At 33.8% G+C, this 16,402-nt stretch carries 12 protein-coding genes and 6 pseudogenes; 13 read left to right on the forward strand and 5 right to left on the reverse strand.

What is annotated here, in order from left to right:
• Positions 1 to 371 precede the first annotated feature (371 nt).
• Positions 372 to 704 carry a hypothetical protein gene (locus ABWU33_RS05660; RefSeq protein ID WP_353280567.1) on the forward strand — a complete coding sequence of 111 codons (333 nt, stop codon included), beginning with the start codon at positions 372 to 374 and terminating at the stop codon, positions 702 to 704.
• Positions 705 to 782: 78 nt separating this feature from the next.
• Here the strand turns inward: ABWU33_RS05660 and ABWU33_RS05665 are convergent.
• Positions 783 to 1,706 (reverse strand): annotated as a pseudogene (locus tag ABWU33_RS05665) (patatin-like phospholipase family protein).
• Here ABWU33_RS05665 and ABWU33_RS05670 point away from each other — a divergent pair.
• Positions 1,705 to 2,211, forward strand: a pseudogene (locus ABWU33_RS05670) (phospholipase D family protein); the annotation flags it as partial. The pseudogenes ABWU33_RS05665 and ABWU33_RS05670 overlap by 2 nt on opposite strands.
• On the opposite strand, the gene ABWU33_RS05675 reads toward ABWU33_RS05670, so the two are convergent.
• Together ABWU33_RS05675 and ABWU33_RS05680 are read right to left on the reverse strand one after the other, a co-directional pair.
• A complete protein-coding gene (locus tag ABWU33_RS05675; RefSeq protein WP_264331023.1) occupies positions 2,202 to 2,420 on the reverse strand; it encodes a hypothetical protein in 219 nt (72 codons plus the stop codon). The pseudogene ABWU33_RS05670 and the gene ABWU33_RS05675 sit on opposite strands and share 10 nt — an antisense overlap.
• Before the next feature lie 57 nt (positions 2,421 to 2,477).
• Positions 2,478 to 2,882 (reverse strand): annotated as a pseudogene (locus ABWU33_RS05680) (ankyrin repeat domain-containing protein); the annotation flags it as partial.
• Between the two features lie 48 nt (positions 2,883 to 2,930).
• Between ABWU33_RS05680 and ABWU33_RS05685 the strand changes: the two are divergent.
• From ABWU33_RS05685 to ABWU33_RS05725, 9 genes and pseudogenes are all read left to right on the forward strand, one after another.
• Positions 2,931 to 3,149, forward strand: a complete 219-nt coding sequence (locus ABWU33_RS05685; protein ID WP_353280569.1) for a hypothetical protein — start codon at positions 2,931 to 2,933, stop codon at positions 3,147 to 3,149.
• A 1-nt stretch (position 3,150) separates the two neighbouring features.
• On the forward strand, positions 3,151 to 3,657 hold the full coding sequence (locus ABWU33_RS05690) for a phage tail protein (protein ID WP_353280571.1): 507 nt from the start codon (positions 3,151 to 3,153) through the stop codon (positions 3,655 to 3,657).
• Entirely contained in the window at positions 3,654 to 4,136 is a 483-nt protein-coding gene (locus ABWU33_RS05695) for a hypothetical protein (protein ID WP_353280573.1), read from the forward strand. The genes ABWU33_RS05690 and ABWU33_RS05695 overlap by 4 nt, the downstream gene beginning before the upstream one ends.
• Complete coding sequence (locus ABWU33_RS05700; protein WP_353280575.1) at positions 4,123 to 4,587, forward strand: phage baseplate assembly protein V; 465 nt, start codon at positions 4,123 to 4,125, stop codon at positions 4,585 to 4,587. The genes ABWU33_RS05695 and ABWU33_RS05700 overlap by 14 nt, the downstream gene beginning before the upstream one ends.
• A pseudogene (locus ABWU33_RS05705) lies at positions 4,584 to 4,837 on the forward strand (PAAR domain-containing protein). The gene ABWU33_RS05700 and the pseudogene ABWU33_RS05705 overlap by 4 nt, the downstream one beginning before the upstream one ends.
• A 2-nt stretch (positions 4,838 to 4,839) precedes the next feature.
• Entirely contained in the window at positions 4,840 to 5,175 is a 336-nt protein-coding gene (locus ABWU33_RS05710) for a GPW/gp25 family protein (RefSeq protein WP_353280579.1), read from the forward strand.
• A 2-nt stretch (positions 5,176 to 5,177) separates the two neighbouring features.
• Positions 5,178 to 5,978 (forward strand): baseplate J/gp47 family protein, encoded by an 801-nt coding sequence (locus tag ABWU33_RS05715; RefSeq protein WP_353280580.1) that lies wholly within the window; start codon positions 5,178 to 5,180, stop codon positions 5,976 to 5,978.
• A gap of 279 nt (positions 5,979 to 6,257) precedes the next feature.
• Entirely contained in the window at positions 6,258 to 7,310 is a 1,053-nt protein-coding gene (locus tag ABWU33_RS05720) for a phage tail protein (protein ID WP_353280582.1), read from the forward strand.
• A pseudogene (locus tag ABWU33_RS05725) lies at positions 7,274 to 8,083 on the forward strand (zinc ribbon domain-containing protein); the annotation flags it as partial. The gene ABWU33_RS05720 and the pseudogene ABWU33_RS05725, both read left to right, overlap by 37 nt.
• A gap of 348 nt (positions 8,084 to 8,431) precedes the next feature.
• Here ABWU33_RS05725 and ABWU33_RS05730 read toward each other — a convergent pair.
• Positions 8,432 to 9,232 (reverse strand): ankyrin repeat domain-containing protein, encoded by an 801-nt coding sequence (locus tag ABWU33_RS05730; RefSeq protein WP_353280584.1) that lies wholly within the window; start codon positions 9,230 to 9,232, stop codon positions 8,432 to 8,434.
• Positions 9,233 to 9,765: 533 nt separating this feature from the next.
• On the opposite strand from ABWU33_RS05730, the gene ABWU33_RS05735 reads away from it, so the two are divergent.
• Positions 9,766 to 11,610 (forward strand): DUF3857 domain-containing protein, encoded by a 1,845-nt coding sequence (locus tag ABWU33_RS05735; protein WP_353280585.1) that lies wholly within the window; start codon positions 9,766 to 9,768, stop codon positions 11,608 to 11,610.
• A gap of 480 nt (positions 11,611 to 12,090) precedes the next feature.
• On the opposite strand, the pseudogene ABWU33_RS05740 reads toward ABWU33_RS05735, so the two are convergent.
• Positions 12,091 to 13,172, reverse strand: a pseudogene (locus tag ABWU33_RS05740) (IS481 family transposase).
• Between the two features lie 379 nt (positions 13,173 to 13,551).
• Here ABWU33_RS05740 and secA point away from each other — a divergent pair.
• Complete coding sequence (gene secA, locus ABWU33_RS05745; RefSeq protein WP_264337532.1) at positions 13,552 to 16,203, forward strand: preprotein translocase subunit SecA; 2,652 nt, start codon at positions 13,552 to 13,554, stop codon at positions 16,201 to 16,203.
• The last annotated feature ends 199 nt before the right edge of the window (positions 16,204 to 16,402 follow it).

Genomic DNA, 16,402 nt, shown 5'->3' on the forward strand with positions numbered 1-16,402 from the left:
GACTCATAAATAATACATTAAAATATCAATAAAATAGTTGTATATTTAATATATCTAAATTACTGAATGAAATTCCTGTGCTTCTGTACTTAATATATAATGTTCAAATAGATTGAAGTGAATTATAGCTTTTTTCACAATAATCCGAACGGACCGTAATATGCTACTGGCCTGCTATAGCCATAAACACATATCTTATCACATTCAGACTATTACAAGAAAGGCTATAACTAAATTAGGTACTAGAAATTTGCTTAATGTAATTCATTGGTATCACAAATGATTATCTTGAGTATGCCAATTTTTCTAAAAATATTGACGGTACTAAAAAAATAAGTTATCCTTTTAACAGATTTATTAAGAAGGTGTGTATGGTTAGTCATGAAAGGAAACATACAGTAGCATTTTGCATTTCAGCTATTGCGTTTTGTGTTGGCATCTCATTAATTGCAGCAGTACTTACAACAATAGCACCTTTAATTGCCATAGTTGTTTCAACTATAATAGGGGCAATAACTATTTTGTCTGCTTGCCAAGCTATTGAAAGCTACTCAGTCATAAAAAATAGCAATAAGGTAACAAGTAGTTTGCATGAAATAAAAGAAGCTTTTACAGGAAAGGAAAGCGAGCTTTTTATTGAAAAGGTTTTTAACCATTTATGTGGATTTTTTAGTAGTGAAAAAGAAAGTAGTACACAAAGATAATAAGATTTCTCAACAAGGCAAATTTGCTTATTTTACTTTTCTGGTTCAACTAAAGCTTTAGATTTTACTTGATGTAAATTAAGATACAATGTCACAAAATTTATCGATTACTTTTTGATTGCCCTCTACCATTGCCTTTGCCTCCTGTTGAAGAAATTTGATATTTTTTGATGTAATGTTATCCATGTCAGCCTACGCTAGCTTCAATTGCGATTGTATTCTTACGTATCTATTGCCTATTACTTGATTCATCTGATAATTTACGCAGTCCAATCCAGAGGCAAACATCACATTTAACAAAGGTTTTATCCAGCCTATTTTTCCAAATCTCTTTGAATTGGCTATGCTTCTGTCTGTTCTTCCAGTACCTATCGATAACAGTAGAATATCATCATTTGGAAATAACCTCTTACCACTTGCATATGCACAAGCCGCTGGATTATTGGCAAATACCCCGCCATCCACTAATACCATTTCCTTTTGGTTGATTTTTAGATGTTTTGGTATGAAATAAGTAGGGGCAGCCGTTGCAGCTCTGAGTGCATCTTTTAGCCTGATAAAATTTCTGTCTTCTCTCCAGCTCTTAAAAAAGAAAGGATAGTTGTTGTTAATATCATAACTTGTTATCAGTACCTTACTTAATGTATTTTTTAGAATATCCTCTCCAAAATATTTATCCAGTACAAATTCAATATTTTTATGTGGGTATTGTGCGCAATTAAGCCAAGAAAATATTGATCTTCTCAAAAATGAAGATTTAAAAATATATGACCCGTATTCTTGGTAAAGCTCGACTAAATCACTAGCTGAATATTGGGGATTTCCTTGTTTATCTTTTTTACATAATCCTGCTATAACAATTCCACCGGTTGAGGTTACTGCCACTAAATCAAAGATTTCAGCTATCGGTTTCCTTGCCCTCTTTTCTATTTCTGCTAGTATAATGGCTGGTATGATGCCTCTTATGCCTCCGCCGTCAACTGAAAGGATGTATTTTGCCATGGTTAGGTATTTATTGATTTTATTAACTTGTTCGCTTTTATCGGGATGTGTTTCCTGCCCAAAAGCCACAGTCTGCTTCACGCCTGGAGAAAATTGCACCAACCTAATAATTGATTCCGTAGACTATGCTAAAAAATCTGTGTTGGTTCAGGCATACCAATTTACCTCAAAGCCTATTGCTGAATCCTTGGTTCAAGCTAAAAAGCGTGGAGTTGATATTAAGGTTATTCTAGATGAATCACAAACTAGTTCAAAACATAGTGTAATTAACGAATTATTTGAGCACAAAATCCCGATATGGATTGACTTTAAACCCGCTATTGCTCATAGCAAGGTAATTATTATTGATGAGCAAAAAATCATAACCGGATCATTTAACTTTTCAGATGCCGCTCAGCAAAGAAATGCTGAAAACCTACTGATCATAACAGGAGATTCTCCACTAGTTGAACAATACGTCAAAAATTGGAAAAATCGCCAATCGCAGTCTAAGCATTATACACCAGACTTTAAGTTATCTTTGAATTCATCTAATTCCTCAGAAAGATTTTTCACCCTTTCCTCAAGTACTAACACTTTTTCCATTAAACCATATTCAATAAGTTTATCGTGAAATTGTACCCTTGAGTCTAACTTGGATAACCACCATATCAATGCTACGGTTTGGATTAATAACGTGATAATTAATGTAATTGGGATTTTTTGATTTTGCATAATGATTTAAAGTATGAATTTATTATGGATAGCTAATTTAGTAACTACTATTTTGATTTATGATTTATGCTGTTCCTCTGCATTTGCAAGTAGCTTAATAATTTCTCTGTAAGGTTTATCTTTGTTGTGCCTTGATTCTATTACAGCTACATCCCGAGGGTTTTTTCCATCTGTATCTCTAATATTAGGATTAGCACCTCTTTCTAATAAGAACTTAACTATCTCTAAATTGCCTCCGTATGCGGCAGAATGTAATACTGTCCATCCTTTATATCTACCTGTATCATTTATATCAACTCCTTCATTCACTAGAAATTTTACTAATTCTAGACATTTTCCTTCTGCTGCACAATGTAGCGCCGTTAATCTAGGAATTTGTGTGTTAATGCTCAATAGGTTCTTTACTGAAAACTTTACTACATCTAGATTACAATTTTTAGAAGCAATGCGTAAGATTGTTTTGCCCATTTAGGAGAAGTAGCTTTATATAAATCAAAGGATAAGGCATACATGGTACAAGTATTAAAGCAACAGCCAGATAAATTATACGAGATTGGTGAAGGACAATTTGTGGGGGAGATGTTGATTTTGGAGGTGAGTGTCTTTGATATATTAAAGCCAATGGTAGGAGATATCTTCGTTATTGGTAACTGTAAGTATAAGGTGCACTCACCGCCACTTAGAGACAAGTCTGGAATAACGTGGAAAATCAAAGCATCTGGAGTGTAAAATGTCTATTCATATAGAAGTTAATAGTATAGAAAGTGTAAACGCTAAAAGAAAAAAAATAGAATTAGCAATAGTGAGAGCATTAAACAGAACGGCACTATGGTTAAAAGCGCAAGCAGCTAAGGAAATCAGTGAGGAAAAGAAGGTAAAATTAAGTTTAATAAGAAAGAGATTAAGAATTTTTAAGGCGAAAACTAGCAGATTAGAAGTGTTAATTAGAGCAAATCTCTATGACATTAGAGCATCGACAATTGGCAAAATACAAAAAACAAGAAGAGGATCGAAAGTAGGAAAGCATGAGTTTATAGGAGGATTTGCAGCAGTTATGCCAAAAGGAAATAGCGGTATGTTTAAACGTGAAGGAAGGGCAGCATTGCCAATACAAGAAGTAAAGCTACCACTGGAACCTGAAGGCTCAAGAATAATAAAAGATCTTGTTGATTATGAGAGTGAGAGAGTGTTTGAGAAATACTTTAAGCATGAGCTAAACTATATGTTAAAGATATGACAAAGTTCTGGAAAGATTTACATCAAGCAATTTGTACTAAGTTAAAGGAAGAAATACCGGCTATACAGACATGTGAAATTTATCCAGCAATAAGAAAAGAATTGATAGCGCCAGCGTTATTTGTAGAGCTTGTGAGTTTAGAATCGGGAAAAGATCCTGGAACAGAGGAATTAGCGTTGAAAGCAAGATTTGAAGCACGAATTGTGATTGATAGCACAATAGAAAATGCAGCTATTATTGTCAGAACACTAGCTGCTGAGGTTGCGAGAGTAGTAAATAAAAATACTTGGAATGTGAAGAATGTTTCGCTAGGAGAATTTATATCAGGAGGAGGAGATGATTTTAGACCAGAGCTAGATGCATATTTAGTGTGGATGGTTGAATGGGTGCATACAATACACGTAGGTCGATCTATTTGGGAAGAAGGAAAAATTAAGCCACATACCATAAACGTAGGAAATATAAATGTTGGATCATAGTTTTGCGATTTCAGAGCTAAATAGGAAGCTAGCAAACATTGTACGAATAGGGCTTGTAAAAGAGGTAAATTATGATAAAGCAAAAGTAAGAGTAAAAATAGGAGAACTTTTAACAGATTATTTACCTTGGATAACGAGCAAAGCAGGAAAAGATAGAGATTGGTCTCCGCCAGATATTGATGAACAAGTTGTGGTGTTTTCTCCTCTTGGTGAACTATCATTAGGAGTGGTGTTAGCAGGAATATATCAAGAAAAATATCCTATACTCGAGAATAAAAAAGAAATAAATAGTGTGAAGTTTCAAGATGGAACAAGATTGTTATATGATAAAGAGAAGCATCATTTAGAGATTGAAGTAGTGGACAAAATAACACTGAAGGCTGGGGGATCAAATATAGAAATGACAAAAAGTGAAATAAAACTGAAAGCAGAAAGGATCGACTTAAATTGAACAAAGGAATAGTGAGGTTAGGAGACTACTGTGGAGAAGCTATACCACATTTCTGCATTAGCGGCAGTAACAATGTTTTTGTAAATGGTAAGCAAATTTGCAGGCAAGGAGATAGTTTTAGTGAAGGAAAAATATTAATAGAAGGATCTAAAACAGTATTTGCCAATGGGTTTGGTATAGGAAGAGTAGAAGATATAGTTTCATGTGGATTTAAAGTAATAAAGGCAGTGAAACCGTGTTTGCAGGCTAAAAATGAAAGGAATGGATGCTAAAAGAGGGAAAGAATTAGAGGGAATAGAGCACTTGAAGCAATCAATAGTTGATATTTTGACTACTCCGAAAGGTAGTAGAATTATGAGAAGAGATTATGGATCAAGATTATTTGAGTTAGTTGATAAGCCAATTAATAGGGATTTAACTTTAGAAATCTATTTGGCAGTAGCAGAAGCTCTACAAAGGTGGGAGGAAAGATTTAAGCTAGAAAAAGTAAAAATGACAGAGGTGAAAGAAGGAAAAGTAACGCTTGACCTAGAAGGATTATACTTACCAAGCGGGAAAAACATTCATTTTGATGGAATTGTAGTGTAAAGATGCAGCAGCCAAATATTATCGAACCACTGAACTTTGAGAAAATCTTTTCAAGAATGAAGGAAGAGTTAGTAAATAGAGATGAAACCTTTTCAGCATTAGTTGAAAGTGATCCAGCGATAAAGATTCTGGAGGTAGCAGCATGGCGAGAACTTTTGCTCAGACAAAGGATAAATGAAGCAGTAAAGAGTAATTTACTTAAATTTGCAACGGGAGAAGATCTTGATAATTTGGCTGAGTTTTATGGAGTGGAGAGGCAGAAAGAAGAAGATGATGAACGATTTAGAAAAAGAATTAAAGCAAAGATAGTAGGCTCAAGCACGTGTGGAAGCAAGGAGTATTATAGGTATTATGCACTGTCAGCAGATAGTAGAGTAAAAGATGCACTAGTGGAATCACCTATACCAGGGAAAGTACAAATTTCAATCTTATCAACACAATTATCCACAACTGGCATAGCTTCAGAAGAGCTACTAGAAATTGTAAAAAAGCAGGTTACTAGAGATGATATAAGGGTTTTAACAGATACAGTAACAGTAATTGGTTGCAATATTACGGAAATAGATATTCACAGCAGAATGAGCATAAGTCCTGTAATATCGAAGGAGGAAATCAAGAAGCAGTTCATTAAGAAGTTTGAAGCAAATAGAAGGCTGGGATGGAATGTTACAAGATCTTGGATAATAGCAAATTTGTTTGTAGAGGGTGTAGAAAACGTAGAATTAATCGAGCCAAGAGAGGATGTTGTGGTTCTGGGGAATGAGTGTGCAGTGCTTGGCTACGTCAAGTTAGATAGGATTTAAAACGTATTTTTTTGCTTTGTGAAATCATACCAGTGAGAGGATTACGTGCAATAAGTGGTTTACTGGATAAAAATGACCGATGTTAGGGAGACGAAAGTATCGATTTTCTTCCAGAAGTTGTAATTTGTTTTTTAAAGTATGGATAATATGGTCAAATATTAAGGAAAGTGTTTTCGATATTAAGAACATCTTTATTTTTGATCAGTTCTGCAATGATCTCTTGCTTACTCATAAGCTACCTAAATAAAGGAAATTAAAGCAACTTGAAAGAAAAGACAAATGAAAAGTTTATTACCGCCAAACGCAACAAAGCAAGAGCAAGCACTGGTTGATGCAATAGATTATAAGGTTGATCCAAGCTGTATCAAAGGATTTAAGTTTAATCTTAAAGAAGAAACATTGCCGTGGTTGATTGAGGAATATGAATTGGGGGAAATTCTACGTTGGATAAAGGATAAAAGAAAAGCCGTAGTAGAAGGAGTAAAATTTCAAAGACTGAGAGGAACTCCAGCATCACTAAAAATAGCATTAAAATGGGCAAATATAGAAGATATTACAATTATTGAAGAGCCACCCGGTAAACACTTTTTTGAGTTGCAAGTAGGGATAAAAGAGGTACCAAATGACTTCTTCGTAGATGCAGTAGTAGAGCTGGCAAAACTATCACTGCCTGTAAGATCCAGATTGATGAGGATTTTTAACGATTATTATAATGTGCAGAGATTTATATTGGATGAGAGTTTATTTGGAGATCTTCTTTCTGATTATTCAGGGGTAAAAATAGAAAAAGATGGACCAGTGTTATCATTTGGAAGAGTAAATTTTTTCAGGTCTAGTGGTCCAGTTATTAGGATTATAGAAAACTATCTACGTAACCATTATGAGCAAGCATTTAGTAATGACATATATCGCTTAGATGTAGCAGTACTTGGAGAAACAGAGCCTCACACAAAGGATTACAAAGGCATTTATGAAAGAAGTTATCAGTGGTATAACTTAAAAGCCCTGTATCCTCTAACTCAAAGCTTATTACCATCGATTAAATTTGCTAAAGCGCAGATAGTATTATCGGACAGTTGGAACTTAGGAGAAACAAATGCGTGCTTTCCGGTTGATAGCATAGAAGAAGAAGGAAATAAATTTGTATTGGGAAACGATAAACTTTCAGGGCAACATTGGAGTTTAAAACACAAGCCAATTTTAGAAAGATTCAGTATTACTCACAACTACAAAGTAGAAAATTATACCGATCAGAAGATTACAAGATACGGTTTAGCAGAACACAATGTTTACTATACGAGAAACAATATGAAGGAAAACATGAAGCGATAATAGAAGAAGAAAAATGGCAAAAAGCACAGGAATTGATAAAGAATCAACCATATAGAAAGGCGAAATACGAGGAAGCGCTACTAAAGGGAATAATTAAGTGCAAGAGCTGTGATGTAAATATGACGCTGACATACTCAAAAAAAGAAAATAAAAGGTACCGATATTATGTGTGCAATAACCATTTAAGGGGGAAGGATTGTGGATCAGTGAACCGAACAATAGTTGCTGGAGAAGTGGAAAAAGAAGTAATGAAGAGAGCAGAAGATTTATATGAAAAATGGGGAGAAAAAGCGGAAGAGTGGAAAAATTTAAGTTTTGGAAAGCAAAAAGAAATAGTGAAAAAGTTAATAAAGGGAGTAATGGTTAAGGAAGATGGAATAGAAGTGAGTTCTGAATCAGAGGAAAAGTTTATACCAATAAGGAAGAAAGGAAATAAATGCACAGTAGTAGAACCAGAAGGTAAAACAAACAATGCATTACTGAAAGCAGTGGTAAGAGCCCATTCCTGGAAACGGCAACTAGAAGAGGGAAAATACGAAAGTGTGAAGGAGCTGAGTGCCAAAATTAATATAGGTACAAGACGTATACAGCAAATTTTAAGGTTGAATTATTTAGCTCCGAGAATTAAAGAAGACATAGTAAATGGGAGGCAGCCAAGAGATTTGAAATTAGTTGATTTGAGAGAAATACCGATGCTGTGGAGTGAGCAAGTGGAGAAATTTTATGGTCTTAATTTACAAAGGCAACAGAAAGAGTATGTGCAAGAAAATTAAAAGTATTGCAGAAGAAGTTGCTATGGAGGGATCAAGCTAAACTATTACACATAGAAACTGACACTCAATTATATAAATATATCAATAAAAGTAGTAGGAATCTTAATATACTTAACCTACATGTGAAACTAGCAAAAAAGCCCAAAATGCTCCAACAGAAACACCACATGCTTCCAATAACCCCTATTCAGCTGACATGTAATACTGCAGAAGAAAAACTCATTATACTCCAAAAATCATAAGCATTGGAATAACTTTTTTAGAAATTATCTTAAGCTATTAACTTAATAGAGTTTTCCCAACAAAAAATACAGAAGGAAGGTAAAAGATCTTCTGCTTGGGCTTTTGTTAGCAGGTTTTTTCAGATACTTGTTGGTTAGTTACTTCTAAGTCAGGTTTATCTAGCTTATCACTGGGCCTTGATACTGAATATGTAATACCACCAGCAATAACTCCTATTACTAACGCAGCTGCTACAGCTATAGCCAATATTGATAATTCAACACCGGCAATACCACATCCAATACCTACTGTCAGTGCAGTTATAATACTCAAAGTAACACCAGTTTTTATTGCTTTGCTAATTATTTGTTTAGTTTCTGCTTCTTTTAAAAGCTGTCTTATATTTTCATCATTAGCTAGGTCTCTTGGAGTTTTACCGCCCTTATCCTTTAATAAAGGATAAATCCCTTTTTCCCTAAGGTATTTAACTATATCTAAGTGACCATTTAAAGCAGCCCAATGTAAAGCAGTTCTGCCATCATTAGCTTTTTGATCAGGACTAACCTTTTTCTCGTCTACAAGGTATTTAACTATATCTAAGTGACCATTTAAAGCAGCCCAATGTAAAGCATTTATGCCATCATTAGCTTTTTGATCAGGACTAACCTTTTTCTCGTCTACAAGGTATTTAACTATATCTAAGTGGCCATTGTAAGCAGCTATATGCAATAATGTTGATTTTAGATTAAGTTGTCGATCATTTGTGGTAAGTGATACATCAAATAAATGATCTACATTAAAGTTTTTTTCTTCCCACTCTTGATATATATCTTCATGTTTTTCCTTTAATTCCTCTTTTATTGCTTCAAGTATATTACCCTCGTTTGAATTTAGTATCTCTTTCCACTGTTCTAATGTTAAAATCATAAATGTCTCCTTTTTACTAAATGATATACTTTAATTATTAAATATTTCAATAAAAAAGTCAAAATTTTACATTTTATATAAGATTATTAATAACCACTTTAGATTGATTAGTATAGAAACATACTAAAAATTAGCGCCATAAAAATCTTGAATGTTTACTTTTTCAAAAACATAAAAACATCGTATATTTGCGAGAACGCGTTGCGTAAAAACATGACCACAAAAATAGAAGCTTAAAATTTTTGCAACAAAATTAGGCAAAACAGTTCGTATATAAATTTAGCAAAAGTAAGCTAGTATAGATGATTTTACGGTATAACAAAGCTATTACGTAAGAAAGTTCGTATGGTACACATGGTAGACCGATCCATTCCAAGAGAAACTCTTCTCATGGTTATAGTCTTTAGTTAGGTAAAAATGATTATATTGTTAATTTAGCAATAAAAAATATTGAAATACATACCAATAAAATAATATTATTAGTCGTAAAAAAATAACTTTCCTTTCTGATTTTTTTCGACTACCCATTGTTAGTGTTTTTTATAACAACTCCTCCAGCTGAAGCAAGGTGGACTAAGTATGAAGATGCTCCAATTGAGATGAAAATTTCTAGTAGTACCATTAATATTAATGGGGATGGTACTTATGAAATAGAATCAGAATTCCAAGCAAAAGTACTCAAGGAACATGGGCGTAGTGCATTCTCTCCATACAGCTTTATTTATAATGGTGATGGTGTAGACCTTACTATTTTAGAAGCTAAAACAGCTTACAATGGGAAGGAATATGTAGTCGCTAAAAACATGATAGAGGACAAGTCATTGGCTGGTCCTAAAGATTTCGATCAGCTAAGGCAAGTAACCATATCATTTCCTAAAGTGAAAATTGGTGCAGAAATATATTTTAAACATAAACAAATTCATAGAAAAGTTCCTATTGATAATTTTTATGGCTTGATCATCTCTTATTATGGACGGTATTTTCAAGCAGAGAATACTAAAATCAATTCTGAGTTGCCTCTAGAGATTAGAGTGAATGATCCAAGAAACGTACTGAAGATCGCTGAGGAGAAAAAGAATGGTGTACATTCTATAAGCATTATTTTAAAAAAGGCAATTTATGAAGGTTTTATAAATGAGCCACATAATGGAATATTGAATTTTAAGCACTATACTTGGGTATCACTGTCAAGCCTATCTAAATGGGAGGATTTAGCTAAAAAATTAGCTCCTAGATATCATAGCGTTATTAATCAAGCAACTCCTATAATTTTCACAGCCATAGCAGAATCTGCTGCAAATAAGAGTACTGATGAAGAAAAAATGGACGTTGTTACTTCTTTGTTGAATGAGGAAATTCAATACACGGGAGATTGGCGTACAGTGTCGGGACAATTTTTTCCAAGAGATTTAGAGAAAATTGCTGATTATCAAACTGGAGATTGTAAGGATTTTTCTGTTAGTGCGGCTGCTATCTTACAAAAACTTGGTTATAAAGTTCAACCCATTCTAGTTATGAGGGGAGTTATTGATACTTCTAACTATGAAGCATTACCTAATATGGTTAATTTTAATCATGTAATGCTCAGAGTAACAAATAAAGGCGGAAAAATATATTGGATTGATCCAACCAATAAAGTTAGTATGGTACAAGGTATTTTCCCAGACATTGCTGATAGGATCGCTTTAGTGTTGGATTCTGAAGAAGCGGGTTACACAAGAGTCCCTCCTGTACAAGCTGAAAATTCAAAAATTATATCCCATAGTGAATTAATTATACAAGATAATGTTGTAAACGAATATGGCCAGCTTACTCTGCGAGGAGAATCAGCCATAAGCTTAGCAAGTGCTGGGTTATATTACTCAAACGAGCAGTTAAGGGATTCTGTTTTTTATATGATTAGTGGAGCATATCTTAATAACAAAGAAAAGAAATTCTTAGAATTGCCTGATCTTACTTCGCGTAATGTAAGGGATCTTACAATTAAGTATGAATTACAACAAAAAAATAAAGTTTTTAGGACAAACCTAGGGCTTGTGTTAATATTAGAAAATAATTCGCTTAATGATGTTGTAAATACAGTTTCTGACCAAGTGTCAGACATTTTTATAGGTATTCCTTATACTCGTGAAACGCATAAAGTAATAAAAGATATTGCAATTAAAAACTGTGCAGAATTGAATTTTGAAATAAGTTCTCCATGGTTATATGTAAATCGGTCATGTAAACATCAAAATGGCAGCACAGAATTAAGTGATATAGTAGCTATAAAGAAAAGCTTTATTACCAATGAAGAGTTAAACACTACTGAGTATAAAAACTTAAAAAGCGAGCTAGAGAATAATTTTTCTAGAGCATCTATAATAATAAGCGAGTAGATGAATTGTTTTACGTACTTATTGGGTAGTCTTCAACTGACCTTACCCAGAAAAAGTAAAGAGAAATTTGGAATGTTTTTTACAAAGAGAATGATGAATCAAAGTGCTCAGGAGTGCAATAATTAGTTGTAGCAGGGTATGAAACTTAAGCAAATAGATAATCTTAATGACAAAGAATTTTATCGGTTAACAGGAGTGAGACCGATGTATCCAAAAACGAAAGATTCTCACGCTTGCTGGTTTTTAGTGCTGTAAGTGGTCATACTATTTAAGTTACTAATAATATACAATACTAAATTAATATTAATTCATTTAGAAACAACAAGAGAAAATCATGTTTAATTTATAATAGAGCTAGAGCCTTAAATTAAGTTAGTGCAGGATTTTTCATAGCATGATTAGTATAATCTTTTCTTGAATAAATAGAAAAATCATAGTAGGATAAACCATTTAGTTTAGACTTGATCTGACAGGCATGAATTATCTGACAGAAGAATTGACAAAGTCAAAACCGATATCAGCATCCTGTTTAATGCTATCAATATTTTTCTGATAAGCAATATGCATACTATCAAAAAAGGTTTGCATAGGCATAGCAATATTTACCTGAATGTGGTCTAGATCTATTGTAAGAATGCACCCAATGGTCTACGTCTAACTGAAGTTCTGCCAAAGAGGTGTAAATTTTCTTTCTAAAGATAATATTGTAACATTCATCTTGCATAGTTCTATGGAACCTTTCACATATGCCATTAGTCTGTGGAGAACGAGCTTTGGTTCGAGAATGATCAATATTTTCTACCCCTAAATATAGCTGGTAAACGTGATTTTCAGGTCTGCCACAATACTCTGTACCACGATCCGTCAAAACACGTAGCAATGATACTTTCTGTTCATCAAAGAACGGTACTACCCTATCATTAAGAAGATCTGCAGCTGTGATAGCAGTCCTTTCTGTGTAAAGCTTAGCAAAAGCAACTCTGGAATAGGTATCAACAAAGGTTTGCTGGTAAATTCGTCCAATACCTTTGATATTACCAACATAATAACTGTCTTGGCTACCTAAGTATCCTGGATGCTCTGTTTCAATTTCTCCATGGGCCTCTTTATTCTTCCTTAGCCTTTTCTAGAGCTGTTATCTGTTCTTCTGTTAAAATGATACCATCCTGAGCTACTTTTGCTTCTAATGCCTTTAACCTCTTTTTAAAATTTTCAAGATCGTTTCTTTGCCACACTGATCTTATTCCACTTGCAGAGATGAGAATTCCTCTCTTTTTCAGTTCGTTTGCTGCTCTTTCTTGTCCGTATGCTGGAAACTCTATTGCTATTTCAACTACTGCTTTTTCTATATCCTCCGACACTCTATTTGCATACAATGGCTTGCTTTTGCTTATCTCGTGTAAAGCCTCTTCTCCTCCTGTTTCATACAGTTCTTTGAAGCGGTAAAATGTATCCCTTGAATATCCCATTACTTTACACGCCTGTGATACATTTCCTAATTGCTTTGCAAGTTCTAGCAATCCCAACTTTGGTTTTAGTATTTTTTCTTGTGTTGTATTCATATCTGACACTCCTTTAAAACTTGTTTATATTTTTATCTTACTTTGTTTGCTTGTCAGATCAAGTCTAAACTATTACAGAAGCAAAAAATTCTTCTAATTCTTCAAAAGGACAACTATTTTTCTCTAATTTTACTTTTATAATATTGCTTAACATTGTAACTCCACTAACCGTTTTATACATGTAGCTTAACACTATTTTAATAACTTATTAAGAAAGTTTAATTATTAATTATAATATTTAATAAAATAAATAGACTCTTTTACATTTCATCTGCAAGAATCTTTTCCTTAGTTTGTAAATAAAGATTTTCTGAATCTAATTGCCGCAGGTTACGTTTAGTAATATAATCTCATATTAAATAAAACTTTACCTAAGTTTATGCCAGACTCTACGTTAGTTTTAACAACTATTCTTACATTCTTCATCTTTACGTTGTCACTTTTTTTTATAAAAAGGATATTTGGATCAACGAACAAGAAGATAATAAAATCTTTCAGAAAAATTGCTCAGCAGATTAATGCGCTAGAGCAAGAAATGCAGAGCTTATCTGATGAGGATCTTGCTAGTAAAACTGCGGAATTAAAACAAGAACTGAAAAATGGAAAAACACTAAATGACCTTCTCGTACCTGCATTTGCGGTTGTACGAGAAGCATCACGAAGATTCCTTAACATGAGGCATTTTGACGTTCAGCTAATTGGTGGCATGGTTCTCCATAATGGCATGATATCAGAAATGAAAACAGGAGAAGGAAAGACACTAGTCGCAACTTTAGCTGCATACCTAAATTCTTTAGAAGGAAAAGGTGTGCACGTCGTAACTGTTAACGATTATCTTGCAAAACGAGATACAGAGTGGATGAGTAAATTATATAATTCTCTTGGAGTTTCTGTTGCATTTATTACAAATAATTTGAAAGACGACGAGAGAAAAAAGGCTTATAGCGCAGATATAGTATACTCAACAAATAATGAACTTGCCTTTGATTATCTACGAGATAATATGAAATTTTCTCAAGAAGATATGGTTCAGAGAGGATTCAATTATGCAATAGTAGACGAAGTAGACTCCATACTGATTGATGAAGCGCGTACTCCGCTCATTATTTCTGGCCCACTTGAGGAAAATAATCAGATATATAAGCATATCAATAAAATAGTAATCAAATTAGTTGATTCTGACTATGAAGTCGATGAAAAGAGTAGAGCAGTGTTCCTCACTGAAAATGGCATTTCACGAGTGGAGGAATTACTAAAATCGTATAACCTCATTCCTGGAAATTCCTCGCTCTATGATACTAGCAATATTATACTGACTCATTATATAGATCAAGCACTTCGTGCACATAAGCTGTTTACTGCTGATAAAGATTATATAGTGAAAAACGGTAAGGTGGTAATTATTGATGAGTTTACTGGGCGCATGATGGAAGGTAGGAGATATTCTGATGGTCTTCACCAGGCACTGGAGGCAAAGGAGAATCTTGAAATTCAGCATGAAAGTCAAACTTTAGCATCAGTCACATTTCAGAACTACTTTCGTATGTACAACAAACTTTCTGGTATGACAGGAACAGCAGCAACAGAGGCAGAAGAATTTCGTGATATATATAGATTAAATGTAGTAAAAATTCCAACTAATGTGCCTGTTAAAAGAATAGATGTTGATGATGAAATTTATGGCACAGAAAAAGAAAAATTTAGTGCTGTATTGAAGTTTATAGCGGAATGTCACAAACGTCTTCAACCAGTGCTTGTTGGCACTGTGAGTATTGAAAATTCTGAAAAACTTTCCGATCTTTTGAAAAGCCATTCCCTTAAGCATTCAGTATTGAATGCTCGTTATCATGAACAAGAAGCGTATATAATAGCGCAAGCTGGAATACCAGGCAGCATTACTATAGCAACAAACATGGCAGGACGTGGAACTGATATTCAGCTTGGTGGAAATGTTGAAATGATTGCAAAAATAGAGCTCGAGAAAATAAAAAATGCTGATGAAAGAGAAAAAAAATATCAAGAAATAGTCGAAAGAGTAAAAAAAGATAAGGAAATTGCTATAAAAGCTGGTGGCTTATGTGTTATTGGAACCGAAAGGCATGAAAGCAGGAGAATAGATGATCAATTACGTGGACGTTCTGGCCGCCAAGGTGACCCTGGACTTTCTAAGTTCTTTCTATCACTTGAAGATGATTTAATGAGGATATTTGGTTCTGATAGAATGAGGAATTTTTTGCAAAAAGTGGGACTAAAGAACAACGAGGCTATTCATCATCCATGGATTAATAAAGCACTTGAAAAAGCACAGAAGAAAGTTGAAGTTAGAAATTATGATGTGCGGAAGTCTTTGCTAAAGTTTGATGATGTAATCAACAATCAACGTAAAGTTATTTTTAAGCAGAGAAATCATATTTTAAACAATGAAATCAATGATTTAGTTGAAGTATATAGTGAAGTAAATGAGGATATAATAGAAGGTATAGTACAAAGTGGTTATTACGAAGATTATGTTGAAGATATTGCAAAAGAATTCCACATAAGATACGGGATAACGCTTAATCTAGCAGAGTTTTTGAATAAACAAGAAGCCTTGGATTATATAAATGACAAGATACAAGAATTTTTTACTGAGAAAGAAAAATATTTCAATAGTCAACAAACTACAGATTTGTGGAATACGATAGTGAAACAAGTGATGATCATGACACTTGATCATTTATGGAGGGAGAACCTTTCGGTCTTAGAGAGCCTAAGACAAAGCATAAATTTGCGTGCCATGGGGCAAAAAGACCCACTGAATGAATTTAAACGCGAAGCTTTCTTAATGTTTGAGTCGATGCTTGAAAAGTGGAGGGAGCTTACCATTCACCGCCTAGCGCACTTTAAGTTGCTAGACAATCAAGAAATAGGCAATAGGTCACGCTCTACTAAAAATAGCAGACTTCCAAAAGTTTCAAGAAATGACAAGTGCCCTTGTAACTCTGGAAAAAAATACAAACACTGTCACGGTTCAGTTGCCGTAGTGAATTAGTTGTTGCAAGCACATTATAGCTGCTATAGCTAACCGAAGTAAGATCTGCTCGAGCACTCTGAAAGACAAAATCAATAGCCGAATTAATATTGGGCCAAAAGGTTTGTAGAGACTTTCTTATGGCGTGCTTGATCAGAACTTCTCAATCGGATTTAAATCTCACTTTTACCCACAAATAAAAAAGTGAGTAAAATGGATA

The organism is Wolbachia endosymbiont (group B) of Cyclophora punctaria (assembly GCF_964028235.1).
Lineage (GTDB): Bacteria > Pseudomonadota > Alphaproteobacteria > Rickettsiales > Anaplasmataceae > Wolbachia.